This window comes from Pseudoalteromonas sp. bablab_jr010 (genome assembly GCF_016464105.1).
Lineage (GTDB): Bacteria > Pseudomonadota > Gammaproteobacteria > Enterobacterales > Alteromonadaceae > Pseudoalteromonas > Pseudoalteromonas simplex.
Window position 1 is genome coordinate 111289 of the sequence record NZ_JACDWV010000087.1, and the last position, 16770, is coordinate 128058.

Genomic DNA, 16770 nt, shown 5'->3' on the forward strand with positions numbered 1-16770 from the left:
GAGTGACAAGGTTTTTTTGTGTCTGTAGTAAAGCTGTCAGCCGTCAGACTTCAGTTTTTAAAGCCTCACGCTGGATTGCTGAGGCTTTGTCATTATGAGCCAATGGCTGGGTATGCGTAGCTTGATTGAAGACCTAGTGGTATGCCTAAGCCCCAGTACGCGAGTAAGAAGATACTCCAACCGATTAAGAAGGCGATTGAGTACGGTAACATCATCGCGATTAAGGTGCCGATACCGGTGCCTTTAACATACTTTTGGCAGTACACAACAACCAGTGGGAAGTATGGCATTAGTGGCGTGATGATATTCGAGCTTGAGTCACCTACACGGTACGCAGCTTGTGTTAAATCAGGTGAAATACCCAGTTGCATCAGCATGGGTACAAAGATTGGCCCTAATAGCGCCCATTTTGCCGAGCTTGAGCCAACAAATAGGTTCACGAACGCCGTTAAGAAGATAATACCGACCACCGTGACTGAACTTGGCAGAGCCATTGCTTTTAATAATTGCGCCCCTTCAATTGCAAGTAATGCACCTAGGTTTGATTTACTAAATGCAGCAATAAATAACGCACAGAAGAACGCCATAACAATATAGTAAGCCATACCGCTCATCGCTTTGCTCATTGCATCGATCATATCTTTAGAGCTTTTGAAGGTACCCACGGCAAAACCGTAGACGGCACCAGGGATCCAAAACAGTAAGAAGATAAGTGGCACAATTGATTGCATTAACGGTGAACGGAAATTAGTTAATGAGCCATCACTGCTTCGCATTGCAGAGTCGGCTGGCGCTGAGACAAACCAAAGTAGAGCAAGGCCTGCAATCATCACTGTGCTTGCAATATAGAACGCACGTTTTTCATCACTGCGTGCTTCATCAAAGGCAGGTAAGTCTTCAGTATCTCCATCAAGTGGCGTATTTTGTAAACGTGGCTCGATGATTTTATCTGTGATATACCAGCCTAATAAGATAATAAACAGGCTCGAAGCTGAGGTGAAAAACCAGTTGTTGAGCGGGTTAATCGCCATATCTGGGTCAATAATTTGCGCGGCACTTTGGGTAAAGCTTTGCAGTAACGGGTCAATACCTGATGGAATAAAGTTTGCGCTAAAGCCACCACTTACCCCAGCAAAGGCAGCTGCAATACCAGCTAGCGGGTGACGCCCCATCGCATAGAAGATAACCCCAGCAAGTGGGATAACTAGTACGTAACCGGCATCAGTTGCGGTATGGCTGACAATCGCCACTAAAATAATAGACGGTGTTAAAAGCTGCTTAGGCGTTACTTTTAACATTAATTTGAGGCCGGTATTGATAAAGCCAGAATGCTCAGCAACACCAACACCTAACATAGCAACCAGCACTACACCCAGCGGCGCAAAGCCAGTGAAGGTTTTCACCATCGAAGATAAGAAGGTGGCAAGGGAGTCCCCTGCTAATAGGTTATTTACAACGATGGCTTCGCCAGTGCGCGGATCGATTGCATCAAATGTAGTGCCCGAGAAAAGCCAAGATAAAAACCAAATAAGTAGCATTGCGACTAAAAAGATAATCGCTGGATCAGGTAGCTTGTTACCCACCCTCTCAATGGTATTTAGAAAACGTGCGATTGCACCACTTGGTGCCTGCACATCATTATTGTTATTCATTTTCAAATTCCCTAGAAAAATATCTCGTTAACCTTAACGTATCTAACTAATAAGGTAAATTTTAAGTTAATGGGATTACCTGATAAAGGTAAAGTGATTATGTAAAAAAAGCGACACAGGTCGCTTTACAGAATTTTATTTAATTAGATTAGGCTGCAAGTGCTTTCACTTCATCCCACAGGCGCACAACAAGCTCTTTATCTTCTTCGTTTAACTCACCGTTGCGATAAGCTTTAACTAGGCTAGATTCAACTTGATTGTTTAACTCATCAATCGATAAGTTTAATTCTTCTACTTGTGCATAGCCTACAGCTAAGTCAAAGTGACCACGTAAATAGCCACCAGCAAATAGCTCGTCGTCAGTTGCTTTATCGACTAAATCATCAAAATATTGCTGCGCTGCATCAATATAACTTACTAAACTCATTGTTACTTCTCCTCTGGGTGCAGCCCATCTTGATGACCCACTGCATACATAATATGGTCATTGAAACCGGTGGTTACGCGAATATAACCACTTAATTCATCGTCTAACTCACTATCACCCGTATCGGCAATCAGTGGTCGGCCATTCAAGGCCTGTAATTTAGTTTTAGTGGCTACAACAATAATGTTGTCGCGGCCAATAGCACGAATAAGTGCAGGGCTTAATTGCTGATTACCTCGGCCGAAGATATGGCCTTGGCCACCAATTAAGGTGATCACCAATTTGGTTTCTTTACCTTGTGTGAGCTCAAGTAATTGCTGAGCAGTTAAATCCTGCGCGATAAGCTCTTGGTCTGCCACTAAGTCTACACCTAGCAAGGTATTTTCAAGACCCATTTCTTCCATAATTGCCGCGACTGTAGAACCACTGCCCATCACATATAAGCAGTCTTCATCCATTTCACTAACAACATAGGCAGCTATATCGGCAAGCACTAATTCATCGGTTTCTTTACCGCCATTTTTAACTGCCTGTACATAACGTACTTCACTAGGCACTTGCATTTCACCATAGCGCTTAGCTTTTACCGTGCCTTCGCGAAATGCTTCTTCGTCGATATCCATCACATCAGCATCGCCAAGGCTGACAAGTTCACCTTTAACTAGCATCTCAACAACACGCCCAGCTGCTTTTGGGGTAATAGCATAAACCCCAGAATGAATTTTGCAGCCTGCAGGAATACCTAATACAGGAGTGCTATCGCCAACCGCATGACAAACATTGCGGGCAGTACCATCGCCACCTGCAAATAAAATTAGGTCGACACCTTGCTCAACTAACAGCTTGGCTGCCTGCTCTGTGTCATCTGGGGTGGTGATATCGTTTGTTTGGTAAATAACGTGGCTTTGAAAGCCTAGCTGCTTTGCCGTTTGCTCGCCCATTTCACCGTTTACAGTGTAAATGGTTAAATCATCTTGATGGGCAAGCAGCACTTCAAGTGCCGCGCGGGTGCGTAAGTTTGCTTTTGGCTCAGCACCAAGTTGCATTGCTTTTGCGGCGGTATCTGCGCCATCACTGCCCTTTAGTGCGACACTGCCACCTAAGCCGGCAACCGGATTTACAATCAAACCTAATTTAAACTGCATCAGATAAAGCTCCTGGGTTGCCATGAAAATCGCGCTGCCACGAAAACTGTGCAGCCGTTAGTGGCCATGGGGTTTTATAGAAATCACTCATTGCTTTAAGCAGTGCTGTCGTGCGCTGGTTAAAGCCAGATGCTAAAAAGCTCAACACTTGCTGGTGAACGCGCGCTTGAAAATCGAATCGGCAGGTTTGCTCGCCATTTAAATTATCAACCGATACATTAAAATCGAAACCAGCTGCAGTACTGAGCGCCCATTCAATAGCTTGGGGCTTTACTTCAACTGCTTCAAATTCAGCTTGCTGGTGCTTATCACGACCATCTGGGCAATACCAATAGCCATAATCTTCTTTTAACCGACGTGCCTCTCCAGCCACTAGCCAATGGGCAATTTCGTGTAAGGCGCTGGCATAAAAACCGTGGGCAAACACAATTTGGTGATAAGGCGTTTGCTCATCAGCAGGCAGGTAAATAGGTTCATCATCACCCTTTATCAAACGCGTGTTATGGCTTTGATAAAAGGTGCGTTCAAAAATAGCGATTAAGTCAGCAATCTGATGCATACGGCTTGAATTCATCTCGTTAAAAGCGTCACTAAAAACGAGGCGAATTGTACGGACTTTTCACTCCAAAGTAAAAGCAACCGCCCTCAGTTACAGGTATTTTGCGATATCAACATCATCGATTTGCTCTGGGTTTAAATAGCGTTTTGCATACTTTAGGTAAATACCAGAAGTTAAAAATAGCTCAAATACATCATGGTCAATGTGATCGTCAGCAACCATTTTCGCTAAAATATCAATGGCAACACTGAGTGGTTTGGCTTTTTTGTAAGGTCTATCTGCCGCGGTTAATGCTTCGAAGATATCAGCAAGTACTAACACACGTTCGGGTATTGATAACTGCTCAGCGGTTAATTTTCGCGGATAGCCTGTCCCTTTTAAAGTTTCGTGATGAGTAGAAGCATAGCGCGGAACTTTCGCTAATTCTTTCGGGAATGGCACACTACCTAGCATACGAATTGTGCTGATCACATGCTCATTGATCTTAAATCGGTCTTCCGCTGTTAACGTGCCTCGTGCCACAGATAAGTTATACACTTCACCAAGGTTATATTTATACTCAGGAATTGCCATGTTAATGCCTAAACTTTCTGGGTACTCAACGGCTTTTTCGTGTGGAATTAAATCACTTGGCTTATCGCTCAGGAGTGACTCTTCAACAGGTAAATGCTGATTTTTCAAATCAGCCATACGCATTTCTTCAAGGGGCGATAAACCTAAACTTGCGTCAAAATGACGCTGCCACTTGATGCTAGCAACCTCATGTAAACGAGACAACTGCGCTTCATCCATAAACTCACCACCAACATTACAAGCGGCAATGAAGCTAAAGTCTGCGTGTAACTTCTCTGTTTGTTGCTCAAGCTTTTGTTTAAGCACAGATTGCTGCTCTGGATGCGCTAATAGTTGCTCATAGTAGGTAATTTTTGCATCACGTAGTAGCACTTCAAATCGGGTGCGTACCTCATGAATACGGTTATAAATGGTTTCGAGCTTAGTGCCTTTATCAACAATATGCTCTGGTGTAGTGATTTTACCGCAGTCATGTAGCCACGCTGCTAAGCGGAATTCTCGTCGCTCATCCGGGGTTTTAAAACTGAACTCAGAAAACGCCTCATCTGTTGAACCTGATGCTGCATCAGCAAGCCAAATACCCAACTCAGGCACCCGCTCACAATGCCCTGCCGTATATGGCGATTTATCATCAATGGCTTGCGCTATAAGCTCTACAAACGACTCCATCAACGCTTTTTGTGAGTTTTCATGTTGCTCAATCGAGCGACTCATATCAACCATCGAACTAGCTAAATAATGAATTTCTAAAATATGACTCGAAAGCGTTGAAACCTCATTGTAGTCACGCTGTTGAATTTTTTTATTCTCACCCACTAGTTTAAGTATTGGGTTAACGATTGAAGAGGCAAAAAACCAAGAGACGGGCAGAAGCAAGAGCAAACATAACCCTGTAACTAATATTGAGATCTGAATCTTTTCTTTAATAATTGCTAATACATCGTTTTTAGCCACAAGAACCGCAAAATAATCAATTTCATCAGATTGCATTTCACTACTGAGTGGCAGTTGCAATACAAACATATATTTCTCAACACCATCCTCATTCACACTTAGCATTTTGCCAAATTGATGTTGTTCATTAGCGAGTCCTATGGTTTGCTCATTTGTTTTGATTATCTTGGATAAGTCATCAAACGAGTGATGATGACCTTGTGTTTTACTTTTAGCGATTATTTCACCATCTCCACGATAAACGTACATTTCGGAAGAAACTAGAAACTGCATTTTTTGCTGTTGTTTAATTAAAAATGCACTCAAGCTAGAACTTGCAACATCAATAGCAAGCACTCCTCCCGTTTGTTCAGATTTTATTGTGTACGTATAACCAGGTATCTTTAGTAGATTAAAAATATACTGTTGAGTTTTGGTAACTGTGCCAACTTTTGCATCGTTAAACCATAACCGCTTTCGAGGGTCGTAATCTGGAGTTTGTTTGTATTTCCTATTTAATGATAGGTTTTCATCTAAATAATATGTAGTTTGATGACGAGACTCACCCTGCCCTAACACCTTAAAAATAAGCCATCTATCTTCAGCTCTAAGATCGTTAGGTTTTGGTAATTGAGCATGACCACGTAAATTCACAACTTCAATGAAGTCACCATTAGCATACCCTAACAACAATGAATGGAAGTCTGGGTGTTTGTTTAATACTTCTATTAGAATATTTCGCAAAGAATTATTTTCATCAAAGTTCCCTGAAAACAGTCTGTTATCGTGGATCATAACACTTAATGTATTATCTACCCGCTGATTAATTCGAGTGATGTGGTCAGCTATTTGTTGGCTGGTTGATTTGAATTGTTCGGTTTTGGTTTGAAGGACTAATTTTTCACTGAAATAATAGTGCAGACTGATCGCCACAATTCCAGTTAGCAAGCTCGCTAGTGCAAATATTAATAACACACTTACGCGTATTGAAATTTTAAATCTTCTTTCATTCTGTGAAAACAATGTGCGACTCCCTGCTAGCTCTAAATAATTATCCAGATATAAATAAATCTAATACATTTTGCTAAACTTACACATAAACCAAATAATCTAGACTCGTTAAATTTTTACTACTAACTGATTTCTACCACTACCTTTTGCTTCGTAGAGTGCAGCATCAGCTCTAGCTATCACTGATTTTTGCTGCTCCTCTCGCATTACTGTTAAACCAAAGCTAGCTCTAATTAATAATGAAAGCTCTCCAACTTCAAATGGTTCAGTATTAAGCTTGGTGATCATATTTTCGATTATTTTTGCAGCATCAGACACCGAACAAAGCGGTAAAACAATAACAAACTCTTCACCACCAAAACGATAAACATCGTCGGAAGTGCGTAATGACTGAGTTAAGAAAGTAGAAAAAAGCTCAAGTATACCATCGCCAACTTCATGACCATGGTTATCATTGACCTGTTTAAAATAATCTATATCAGCCAAAATAACGCACACTTGCTTCATTTTTTGCTGCTGTTGCTTAGTTATCCGTTGATAGTCTTCATAACTATTATCAAAAGCTCTTCTATTCGGTAATTGAGTCAGTGCATCTTTAAATGCTTGGCTCTGCATTTCTTGCGCTAATTGACCTAGTTGCGTATTTCGAACAAAAAGTTCGCGGCGCATTAGGTGCTGATGGGCTGACATAATCATACCTGTTAAGTTCGCTGCAACATGTGCCAAAATAACCATATACGAAGTATGGCTATTAATTTCTTTTGTAAAAAAGATCACAGATAAAGCTATTAAGCTGTAAGCCCACCCGAAAAATGCCGACAATTTGAAAGGCAGTAACGCCGAAAAGTAAAACGTAATAAGAATAATGACGTCAAAAAACAGATGTAAAACATAGGCGCGGTCAAAAGTATAAGCCATAGATTGCATGCTGATTGATAAAAAAACCATAAACAAAGAAATTGCAAGCTTAAACTGCCTTAGAGTTTGAATGTAAGCAAGAACAACAGCACTAAAGATACAAACTGAGACAATGATGCTACGACCAGTCAAAGCAATATTTGGCCAAAAAAATGATTGGATGATCATTTTATCAAAAAAGGTTATAAAAATAGTGAGAAGCGCGATGGTGTAACACAAAAATTGGGCAATTTTTTTATCCTGTTTAAATTTGCTTTGCAAAAATATTTGCTCGACCTGCAATGAATTAAACTGGCAAGCAAAGCGCTTTATTGTCAGATCTTTGTTTAATAACTTTGCAGCAAATGCGCCCATAAATACGTGCCTAATGAAATGAGTAACAGAGGAATGTTCAAATAAAGAGCTATTCCCCTATTATAGAATGATAGTTCATTAATTAAACTAGTCATTTTGTATAGAAATACCTCATATTAGCCATTAAAAAGCAGGGATTGGTTACAAAGTATTAATAAAATACTCTTTATTTTTTTACCAAGCATTCTCGCCGGCCTCATCAGACTTGACTATATCGGTTTCTTTTAACGCTTCTCGAATCCAGGTTTGCATGACTGGACACGCAAATACATGCTGACAATAAGCTTGTGCAGCACGCGAAAGCGTAACCTGATACGTTTTAAAGCGCAGTACCACAGGTGCAAACATCGCATCAACAATAGAGAACTCACCAAATAACCATGCATTAGGATACCTTTGCTGTTGAGTAGAAAATATCTCATCGATACGGGCAATATCTTTTTTAGCTTGTTCTGATAATTCAACATGCCTGTTAGCGCGGATATTCATTGGCATTTCATTACGAAGTGCAGCAAAACCAGAGTGCATCTCAGCCGCTAAACTGCGTGCTTTTGCTCTTTGGGCTATTTCACTAGGCCAAGCAGCACCATTTAGATAAGCATCATTGATGTATTCACAAATAGCGAGTGAATCCCACACGATTAACTCAGCATCAATAAGGGCCGGCACTTTTTGCACGGGAAACTTACTTTTTAATGCTTCATAAAACTCAGGCGTATCTAGAACTAATTGTTGTTCTGTAAAAGAAACATTGAATTTACTCAGTAAATACCACGCTCGTAATGACCAAGTTGAGTAGTTTTTATTGCCAATAAATAATTGCATTGTACTTCCTTTAACGTTTAGATTGGACTCACTATAAAACAGCAATTGGGCAATTACTCGCCAATTGTTTTTATGTTAACTATAAGAAATGCTGATACATTATGGATATTGATGCCCTTAGGACTTTTTGCGCCTTTGTTGATACAGGCAGTTTCACCCGCGCTGCAGCACAAATTTGCAGAACCCAATCTGCAGTAAGTATGCAAATGAAAAAGCTGGAACAAGACCTCGCAGGTCCGCTATTTGAAAAGCAAGGCCGTCAGCTGGTGCTAACCCATCAAGGCCACCAGCTAGCAAGTTATGCAAAGCAATTGATAGCGCTTCATGATGAAGCCTTTAAGCAATTAAAAGCTGGCACTGGCAATTTACGTGTGCGCATTGGTTGTCCTGACGACTATGCCCACTCTTTACTACCAGAGCTTGTTGATGCTTTACATCAACAGTTTAATGCACTGGATTTACAAATAAGCTGCGCCCCAAGCACTGAGCTTAGAGCCAAACTAGACCAAGGTATGCTCGATTTGGTAATTGCCACTCGCTCGCCAGACAGCGAAGAAGGCTACTTATTACAATCAAGCCAAGGCGTGTGGGTGAAAAGCCCCGCTTTTGAGATTAACGATTCAACCCCACTTCCTATCGCCTTGTTTCAACGTGACTGTAAGTTTCACCAAGCCAGTATTGAGGGTCTATTAAAAACCGAGCGTCGTTTTAATATTATTGCCTGTTGTGGCTCAGCGGGAGCGTTACATGGCTTGATTGAACAGGGACTAGCAATTAGCAGTATGGCGCGAATAAGCATGCAATCAGGTGTGGAAGAGGTGAGCGATAACTCCCTACCGACACTGCCTGTCATTGATATCGTCCTGCTATACGGTAATCATGCCCACAACCCTCTCAGTCATGAACAGCTTAAGCAGCTTGTAGAATTAATTAAGACCTAAAAAAGCGCGATGATAATCATCGCGCTCATTAACTGCGTTTTCTTTATATAAGACTGCGCTTAAATCGAACCTTTGATTGGTCCATGTTCGTGACTTACATGTGGGTTTTGACCACGTTGGCGCAATAAGTGATCCATTAAGGTAATCGCCATCATCGCCTCAGCAATAGGAATTGCGCGAATACCTACACATGGGTCATGACGTCCTTTGGTGATCATCTCTACCGCTTCGTTGCTGGTATTAATGCTGTTACCCGGTATGGTAATACTTGAGGTTGGTTTAAGTGCGATAGAGGCAATGATATCTTGCCCTGTCGAGATACCTGCAAGTACACCGCCCGCGTGATTTGATGTAAAACCATCAGGAGTTAACTCATCACGGTGTTCAGAGCCTTTTTGCTCAACCACATCAAAGCCATCACCAATCTCAACACCTTTTACTGCATTAATGCTCATTAATGAGTGTGCAAGCTCTGCATCAAGGCGATCAAATACTGGCTCACCAAGACCAACAGGTACATTTTTAGCAACCACTTTAACTTTAGCGCCTACCGAATCACCTTGTTTTTTTAGGTCGCGCATGTACTCATCAAGCGCTTCTAGCTTGCTGGTGTCTGGAAAGAAAAATGCATTGTTTTCCACTTCATCCCAGTTGTAATCTTCAGCTTTAATTGGCCCAAGCTGGCTCAAACAAGCACGCACTTCAATATCGTGAAATTGTTTTAGGTATTTTTTTGCAATTGCACCCGCCGCTACACGAATCGCCGTTTCACGGGCAGAAGAGCGACCACCACCTCGGTAATCACGAATACCGTATTTATGCCAATAGGTATAATCACCATGACCTGGGCGAAATACATCGGCAATTTTGCCGTAGTCTTTTGAACGTTGATCGGTGTTTTCAATCAGTAAACCAATGCTAGTACCTGTGGTTTTACCTTCGAATATACCTGAAAGAATTTTTACTTCGTCACTTTCGCGGCGCTGCGTTGTATAACGACTTTGCCCCGGCTTGCGACGGTCTAAATCTATTTGTAAATCGGCCTCGCTAATTTCAAGACCTGCGGGTGTGCCATCAACAACGCCGCCTAATGCAACGCCGTGGCTCTCACCAAAGGTGGACACTTTAAATAGTTGCCCGATGCTATTACCTGCCATTAATTTTCCTCATTCCTAATGACTACTGAGACCGAGCCCTCAGGCTCGGCTTTTAAAACCTGCTGTTAATCTGCGAAATAGTTAACAAGCTGTTGTTTGCTGATCACAAACACGCCAAGGCCACCTTGTTCAAATTCAACCCACTCAAATGGTGCGCCAGGGTACAGCTCTTCCATATGTACCATAGAGTTACCAACTTCGACAAATAACAAACCGTTATCAGTTAGATGCTCAGCAGCTTCAGCTAGGATGGTGCGAGTAACATCAAGACCATCATGACCCGATGCTAAACCAAGCTCTGGCTCGTGATGGAATTCACGTGGTAAATCAGCCATATCTTCAGCATCAACATACGGTGGGTTAGCTACGATCAGGTCATATTTTTGACCCGGGACACCACTAAACACGTCTGACTGAATTGGCAGTACACGATCATTCAGCATGTAATCGCTAATATTAATATCAGCAACTTCGAGCGCTTCATATGAAATATCAACCGCATCGACCTGCGCATCTTCAAATGCTTGTGCAAGTGCAATAGCGATACATGCAGAGCCGGTACATAAATCAAGTATGCGCATTACTGAGCTTGGCTCTTCTAACCAAGGTGCAAAGCGATTATTAATTAACTCTGCAAATGGCGAACGTGGAATTAACACGCGCTCATCAACATAAAACGGCATACCTGCAAACCACGCGGTGTTGGTCAGGTACGGTACTGGCGTACAATCATTAATACGCTCTGCAATTAGTTCAGCTAAGCGGTTTTTCTCGGTGCTGGTTAAACGCGCATGCATAAGCTCTTTTGGCGCATCGATTGGCAAGCTTAGTGCTGGTAATAGTAAGCTAACTGCTTCATCCCACGCATTATCTGTGCCGTGCCCAAAGAAAATACCACTGCTGGCAAATTGACTGGTTGTCCAACGTAACCAATCATGCAACGTTGAAAGTTCTGCAATTGCCTCGTCTAAAATTGCGTCTTCTATCTGGAAATGGTTCATGTATGTTCCTTAACTTTCAAAGTCTGTTCTGACGCGTATTGTACCGTCTTTTCAGTTGGTTTTTACTCGATTTTTAGCGTTTTTTTGTTTAGACTGCCGCCATGAAAAAAGATCCCCACGCCAACAACCACATTAGCACTGACGATATTGACTTATTTCGTCAGAGTATCAGTGGTGCCAAAGCATTTAAACAAGACACTATTCGATTCACCAATAAGCCTAAAGTGTCACAAGCGAAGCAATTTTCCCAGCAAAAAAAGCAACATCAGGCAGAGTTTTTCTTTTCTGATGAATATGTACCAGACATCGACACTCATGGCACCGTAAGTTATGTCAAACCAGGTCACGATAGCTTTTTAGCAAAGCAACTTCGCCGTGGAGATTACCCACCTGAGTTAACCCTTGATTTACATGGCTTAAATAAAGAATTAGCCAAAGATGAGTTGGCGGGTTTAATTCATGAGTGTAAAAAACAGCATTACTATTGCGCTTGTGTTGTGCATGGCATTGGTGAGCGCATACTTAAACACAAGGTACCGCAATATTTAGTTCAACACCCTGATGTGATTGCTATGCACCAAGCGCCTCTTGAATTTGGTGGTAAAGGTGCTGTACTTATTTTAATTAATCTTCCACAAAGTGATGAGTTCAGACGCTAACGTCTTCTTGTCATAAGGCCTAAAGTGCATATTTTTTCGATTATCTTTCCACTGATTTTTATCGTGTTAAGTGGCTATATCAGCTCGCGAAGCACGTTTTTATCGAAAGAGCATATTGCAGGGTTAAGTAAGTTTACTTTTTACATTAGCGTGCCTGCTTTTCTATTTTTAAATATGGCCCAAGCCGATTTACAAAATAGTGTATCTATTGCAGGCTTTTTGAGTTTTTACATCCCAGTATTGGCCATTTACGCCCTCGGCTATGTTATTGACCGCTACCTCATTAGCAAGCAATCTGCGCCGTCACGTCATGCTGTATTTGCCCTTGGCAGTAGTTACTCAAATACGGTACTGGTAGGTTTGCCTATTATTATTGCAGCACTTGGGCAACAGATGGTCGGTATTGTATTTATGATCATCACTTTTCATAGCGCACTTTTGTTTACCCTCACCTTTTTGCTCAGCGCTAAATCGCAGCAAACATTCTCTTGGCGAGCATTTGCTAAAAACATGCTGCTCAATCCAGTCGTGTTAAGCATCAGTAGCGGCTTGGCTGTTAACCTACTTGGCTTTACACTTTTTGATGATTTTGCAAATGGCCTGAGTCTACTTGCGAAACCTGCCATTGCCTGTGCGTTATTTGTATTAGGGGCAAACCTTGCATTTTATAAAGTGGCCGACAACTTACAAGCATCACTCATTGCAACCATCATCAAGCTTTTAGTGTTACCGTGCGGGGTCTACTTTTTTGCAGGCAGCGTATTCAACCTAGAGCAATCATTACTGAACGTGTTAGTACTTTTAAGCGCCTCTCCTTTAGGGGTCAACGCTTATCTAATCGCCAATCAAATTAAGCAACACCAAGCGACACTGGCAAGTAGCGTCGTGCTTTCAACAGTATTGAGTGTAGTGAGCTTTAGTGCTTGGTTAAACATATTACTCTAGCTAGAAGTCATTACTAAAAATATTGAAAAAGCAGTATTTAATATATTCGCTATAATGAACTTGACTTATAATTGCACAACATCGTCTTTTAACTAATCACAAATTTATAAGCACCACTTTAGAAAGGCTTTCAGTGAAAACGATTTTACGGCATCAACGAAACTTATATAGCATTTTAATTTGCATCATTTTCGTCATTGGTTACGCATCTTATCTCACTATAAGTAATATAGTGGCTGAACAAAGTCGCTTACAACAACAGTCTATTGCCCCTGTTTTTTCATTGGTTGTCGAAGAACTCTACAAGCCTGTTCATACTGCTCAAGCCTTAGCGAGCACTGGAAGTTTAAGTAACTTACTTACTGATAGTGAACTAGACCAAGCCGCCATTCTAAACCACTTAGAACAGCTTCAGGAAAATTTAAATATGCTCGTTTTTGTAGCAAGTGAGCAACAGCAAATGCAATTTAATTCTGATGGCACAACGATTGATTTACAAAAAGAGAATATCGAGTGGTATCCAAAAGTAAAAGCAATGCAAGGCGATACCGTTGCTATCTTAGGAAACCGCGAGAACGTACATTTATACGTAGATATCAAAGTTTATTCTGAGCAAGGCGACTTTTTAGGCTTTATAGGTGTAGGTAAAAGTCTTCAGTCATTTTGGGAAGCTTTTCAACAATATAAAGCTACACATGGCTACGACTTACTTTTTGTCAATAACGTTGACGAGGTGGTGCTTTCTTCTCATCGAGACTTTCAAGCACAGTTTACTGATATTGTTAACTTAAATGAACTTAGTTGGTTCAAAAATGCGGCACAAGAGCTGGCCAACATGGAGAATTTGAGCAGTATCATTATCCAAATAGAACAGGATGATCATGTTGTTACGCAATTCAACTTGCCCCAGCTAGATTGGCGAGTTTTTTTAATATCGCCTATGGCTAAAAGGCAAGCAGAAATTAACTATGCATTTTTCAGTCACAGCGCTCAATTGGCTGCAATTTTGTTTTTCTTATTATTGTTTATTTATGCTGCATTTGCTTATCAACGTAAAAGTATTGAGGCAAGAATAAACATAGATCCACTCACAAAACTAGCGAATAGAGACAAAATAAACCACTGGTTTGAAGAACATACCGAAAAAGAGAATAGCCTCGCTTTAATCATGGTTGATATTGATCATTTTAAGAACATTAATGATCTGTATGGCCATAATACCGGAGATAAGGTTATTAAAGAGGTAGCAAAAATACTCAGAAGCAACTTAGGAGAGCAAGATGTTGCTAGCCGTTGGGGAGGTGAAGAATTTATTATTTTCATGCCTAACACAAGTCTATCGGTTGCGAGCCAGTTAGCTGAAAAAATTAGAAAAGACATTGAGTTAAATTTATTTACCGTAAATAGTCAATCATTAAAGGTGACGGCAAGTTTCGGAGTTACTCAAGCACAAAGAGCTGAAAAACTTGAGAGCATTGTAGCTGATGCTGATAGAGCGTTGTATGAAGCAAAGCAGCAAGGCCGCAATCGTGTGCGTAAAGCTTTTTAACTTAAAGCCCACCCGATACATCGATAAAACTGCCTGTTGTGAATGAGGCTTGCTCACTTGCCAAAAAGTAAATCGCTGAGGCGGCCTCTTCTGCTTCACCACCACGCCCTAGCGGCAACTTAGATTTTAACCTATCAACTCGGTTTGCTTCACCGCCATCGCGGTGCATATCGGTATAAATAAGGCCTGGCCTTACCCCATTAACCCGAATACCTTTACTCGCGACTTCTTTAGCAAGGCCTATCGTGAAGGTATCAAGCGCTCCTTTTGATGCGGCATAATCTAAATATTCATTTGGTGAACCTGTGCGTGAAGCACCCGATGAAACATTCACAATACTGCCTTTGTCCATACGCTTTATTGCTTCGCGCACACAGAAAGGCGCCAGTAACATTACAGCTTAAAATAGCGTTGATACGCTTAGCATCCATCTCTAATAACGGCATTTGTGGCATCATCATCGCTGCGTTATTAACTAACACATCTAACCGAGAAACCTGAGTATCTAATTTAGCGAACATGGCGAGTACTTGCTGCTCATCGGCTATATCAGCTTGCAACAAATAGGCGTTCACACCAAGCTCTTTTAGCTTATCAGCGACCTGCTCTGCACTTGCGTGATCTGACTTATAGTTAATACACACATCATAACCATGTTTAGCAAACAGTTTTGCTGTCGCTGCCCCTATACCGCGGCCGCCTCCGGTAATAAGAACCACTGGATTCGTATTCATTCTGACTCCTTGAAAACTAACCTAAACTGCTCACACACCAACGGCATCTCAGGGTGACATTGATAGCCTGTACCTGCGAGCTCTCGCTGATAATAATCCCAATGCACATGCTGCCAGTACTCAAGGCTTTTGTCGCCCTCACCTTCTAATGCGGCGTAATCGGCGCTTATTTGATTATATGGGGTAATAGTTACAGAGACGGTTTCAATAATGCCGAGGGGCTGTCCCTGCCAATTGGTAAAAATAGCTAAATCACCAACTTCAGGAAGGGTTTCATTATTGGCTTTAAACCAATAAAGTGAAGGGGTTGTGGCTTGTTTTACGCCATTTAAAACCAGTAATGCGCAGTCATTGGCATCTTGCTCGTTGTCACAAAAATGCCAACTTGGTAGTTCAGTCACTGCGCGGCCTGATTGCTCATTAAAGCGAGCAATCAGCTGCGCGATACGCTGCTCGTTACTTAACTGCTGCAACGACAGAAATCTCTACAAGTAGTGCGTCACGCGCCATTTTTGCCTCAACACAAGCGCGAGCAGGCGCATGACCTTGTGGTACCCAAGCATCCCAAACAGCGTTCATCTGTGCAAAGTATTCCATGCTTTTCAAGTAGATTGTGGCGCTTAGCATGTGCTCTTTGCTACTACCTGCTTCAATAAGTAGCGCTTCGACCTTATCCAGCATGGTTTGAGTTTGTTCGGTGATATCTTTTTCGGCATCGGCACAAACTTGGCCGCATAAGTAAACTGTGCCGTTATGCTTAACGATGCGGCTCATACGCGCACCGGTTTGTAAACGTTCGATTGTCATAGTAAGAACTTAAAAAATTAACAGTAGCGCTAATTTAGCAAATCCACTGTTAGATTTCGACGTTATTTGGCGAGTGAATACTAAGGTAGTGACTGCGCTGTTTGTGTTCATCATATTCGATAACAGCAATCGCCCCGGTATTGAAAATAGGCATATGGCCTGGACTTAACTGATCAACTAAATAGCTAACAATAGGCATATGAGCAACGACCAACCAGGTATTGCAGTCTGGATGCATAGCAATCAAGGTTTCGAGGTAATCAGCAGCAACTTGCGGCACACCATCAGGGGTAATGTCGTTACAGGTTTCATTAAATTGTAACGAAATATGTTGCGTAGCATCGGCAGCTGTTTGTTGAGCACGAATGTAAGGACTTACCAACAGAGCATCCGGTTTATGGTGTGTTGCTAACCATTGCCCCATTCGACTAGCTTCTTGGTGACCGGTCTCGGTCAGTTGTCTTGCTGCATCATCTGCTTGCATTGGCGTAGCTTCGCCATGGCGCATGATTAAGATTGTTTTCATAAAAAATCAACCGATTAAAGAATATAAAACAGTAGCCAGTTTGCTTGATTGTTC

Annotated in this window: 16 protein-coding genes and 1 pseudogene; 4 read left to right on the forward strand and 13 right to left on the reverse strand. The window is 41.7% G+C overall.

Features of this window, described 5'->3' with window-relative positions:
* Positions 1-92: 92 nt before the first annotated feature.
* The 7 genes from JIG37_RS09030 to JIG37_RS09060 form a co-directional block, all read right to left on the reverse strand.
* Positions 93-1652, reverse strand: a complete 1560-nt coding sequence (locus JIG37_RS09030; RefSeq protein ID WP_054553187.1) for an AbgT family transporter — start codon at positions 1650-1652, stop codon at positions 93-95.
* Between the two features lie 148 nt (positions 1653-1800).
* Positions 1801-2079 (reverse strand): YfcL family protein, encoded by a 279-nt coding sequence (locus JIG37_RS09035; RefSeq protein ID WP_054553188.1) that lies wholly within the window; start codon positions 2077-2079, stop codon positions 1801-1803.
* A 2-nt stretch (positions 2080-2081) separates the two neighbouring features.
* Positions 2082-3224: an ATP-NAD kinase family protein gene (locus JIG37_RS09040; protein ID WP_138598994.1), complete on the reverse strand. Its 1143-nt coding sequence runs from the start codon at positions 3222-3224 to the stop codon at positions 2082-2084.
* Positions 3214-3783, reverse strand: coding sequence for an elongation factor P hydroxylase (locus tag JIG37_RS09045; RefSeq protein WP_199529214.1), 570 nt, complete (start codon positions 3781-3783; stop codon positions 3214-3216). Before JIG37_RS09045 ends, JIG37_RS09040 begins: the two co-directional genes overlap by 11 nt.
* Before the next feature lie 90 nt (positions 3784-3873).
* Positions 3874-6264, reverse strand: a complete 2391-nt coding sequence (locus JIG37_RS09050; RefSeq protein WP_054553191.1) for an HD domain-containing phosphohydrolase — start codon at positions 6262-6264, stop codon at positions 3874-3876.
* Positions 6265-6408: 144 nt separating this feature from the next.
* Positions 6409-7572, reverse strand: coding sequence for a GGDEF domain-containing protein (locus JIG37_RS09055; RefSeq protein WP_054553192.1), 1164 nt, complete (start codon positions 7570-7572; stop codon positions 6409-6411).
* 174 nt (positions 7573-7746) lie between these two features.
* Positions 7747-8397, reverse strand: coding sequence for a glutathione S-transferase family protein (locus JIG37_RS09060; protein ID WP_199529215.1), 651 nt, complete (start codon positions 8395-8397; stop codon positions 7747-7749).
* 101 nt (positions 8398-8498) lie between these two features.
* Here JIG37_RS09060 and JIG37_RS09065 point away from each other — a divergent pair, with 101 nt between their 5' ends.
* Positions 8499-9338 carry a LysR family transcriptional regulator gene (locus tag JIG37_RS09065; protein ID WP_199529216.1) on the forward strand — a complete coding sequence of 280 codons (840 nt, stop codon included), beginning with the start codon at positions 8499-8501 and terminating at the stop codon, positions 9336-9338.
* 59 nt (positions 9339-9397) lie between these two features.
* Here JIG37_RS09065 and aroC read toward each other — a convergent pair whose 3' ends face one another.
* Both aroC and prmB read right to left on the reverse strand, forming a co-directional pair.
* The gene (aroC, locus tag JIG37_RS09070; protein WP_199529217.1) at positions 9398-10495 is read right to left on the reverse strand and encodes a chorismate synthase; all 1098 of its coding nucleotides are present in this window, start codon (positions 10493-10495) and stop codon (positions 9398-9400) included.
* A gap of 65 nt (positions 10496-10560) precedes the next feature.
* Positions 10561-11496, reverse strand: a complete 936-nt coding sequence (prmB, locus tag JIG37_RS09075) for a 50S ribosomal protein L3 N(5)-glutamine methyltransferase (protein WP_138599003.1) — start codon at positions 11494-11496, stop codon at positions 10561-10563.
* A gap of 101 nt (positions 11497-11597) precedes the next feature.
* On the opposite strand from prmB, the gene smrB reads away from it, so the two are divergent.
* From smrB to JIG37_RS22920, 3 genes are all read left to right on the forward strand, one after another.
* A complete protein-coding gene (gene smrB, locus JIG37_RS09080; protein ID WP_054553197.1) occupies positions 11598-12155 on the forward strand; it encodes an endonuclease SmrB in 558 nt (185 codons plus the stop codon).
* Between the two features lie 24 nt (positions 12156-12179).
* Complete coding sequence (locus JIG37_RS09085; protein WP_166341628.1) at positions 12180-13100, forward strand: AEC family transporter; 921 nt, start codon at positions 12180-12182, stop codon at positions 13098-13100.
* A gap of 232 nt (positions 13101-13332) precedes the next feature.
* On the forward strand, positions 13333-14649 hold the full coding sequence (locus tag JIG37_RS22920) for a sensor domain-containing diguanylate cyclase (protein ID WP_187490213.1): 1317 nt from the start codon (positions 13333-13335) through the stop codon (positions 14647-14649).
* Between the two features lies 1 nt (position 14650).
* Here JIG37_RS22920 and JIG37_RS09095 read toward each other — a convergent pair.
* The 4 genes and pseudogenes from JIG37_RS09095 to sixA all read right to left on the reverse strand — a co-directional run bounded on the left by JIG37_RS09095 (position 14651) and on the right by sixA (position 16716).
* Positions 14651-15383, reverse strand: a pseudogene (locus tag JIG37_RS09095) (SDR family oxidoreductase).
* Positions 15380-15856, reverse strand: coding sequence for an ASCH domain-containing protein (locus JIG37_RS09100; RefSeq protein ID WP_199529218.1), 477 nt, complete (start codon positions 15854-15856; stop codon positions 15380-15382). The pseudogene JIG37_RS09095 and the gene JIG37_RS09100 overlap by 4 nt, the downstream one beginning before the upstream one ends.
* Positions 15840-16190 carry a RidA family protein gene (locus JIG37_RS09105; RefSeq protein ID WP_054562122.1) on the reverse strand — a complete coding sequence of 117 codons (351 nt, stop codon included), beginning with the start codon at positions 16188-16190 and terminating at the stop codon, positions 15840-15842. Before JIG37_RS09105 ends, JIG37_RS09100 begins: the two co-directional genes overlap by 17 nt.
* 49 nt (positions 16191-16239) lie before the next feature.
* Positions 16240-16716, reverse strand: a complete 477-nt coding sequence (gene sixA / locus JIG37_RS09110; protein WP_054553202.1) for a phosphohistidine phosphatase SixA — start codon at positions 16714-16716, stop codon at positions 16240-16242.
* Between the last annotated feature and the right edge of the window lie 54 nt (positions 16717-16770).

Excerpts from the sequence above, each read along its gene's own strand:
- JIG37_RS09030 (WP_054553187.1), bottom strand. The coding sequence starts at position 1,652 with ATGAATAACAATAATGATGTGCAGGCACCAAGTGGTGCAATCGCACGT.
- JIG37_RS09035 (WP_054553188.1), bottom strand. The coding sequence starts at position 2,079 with ATGAGTTTAGTAAGTTATATTGATGCAGCGCAGCAATATTTTGATGAT.
- JIG37_RS09040 (WP_138598994.1), bottom strand. The coding sequence starts at position 3,224 with ATGCAGTTTAAATTAGGTTTGATTGTAAATCCGGTTGCCGGCTTAGGT.
- JIG37_RS09045 (WP_199529214.1), bottom strand. The coding sequence starts at position 3,783 with ATGCATCAGATTGCTGACTTAATCGCTATTTTTGAACGCACCTTTTAT.
- JIG37_RS09055 (WP_054553192.1), bottom strand. The coding sequence starts at position 7,572 with ATGGGCGCATTTGCTGCAAAGTTATTAAACAAAGATCTGACAATAAAG.
- JIG37_RS09060 (WP_199529215.1), bottom strand. The coding sequence starts at position 8,397 with ATGCAATTATTTATTGGCAATAAAAACTACTCAACTTGGTCATTACGA.
- JIG37_RS09065 (WP_199529216.1), top strand. The coding sequence starts at position 8,499 with ATGGATATTGATGCCCTTAGGACTTTTTGCGCCTTTGTTGATACAGGC.
- aroC (WP_199529217.1), bottom strand. The coding sequence starts at position 10,495 with ATGGCAGGTAATAGCATCGGGCAACTATTTAAAGTGTCCACCTTTGGT.
- prmB (WP_138599003.1), bottom strand. The coding sequence starts at position 11,496 with ATGAACCATTTCCAGATAGAAGACGCAATTTTAGACGAGGCAATTGCA.
- smrB (WP_054553197.1), top strand. The coding sequence starts at position 11,598 with ATGAAAAAAGATCCCCACGCCAACAACCACATTAGCACTGACGATATT.
- JIG37_RS09105 (WP_054562122.1), bottom strand. The coding sequence starts at position 16,190 with ATGACAATCGAACGTTTACAAACCGGTGCGCGTATGAGCCGCATCGTT.
- sixA (WP_054553202.1), bottom strand. The coding sequence starts at position 16,716 with ATGAAAACAATCTTAATCATGCGCCATGGCGAAGCTACGCCAATGCAA.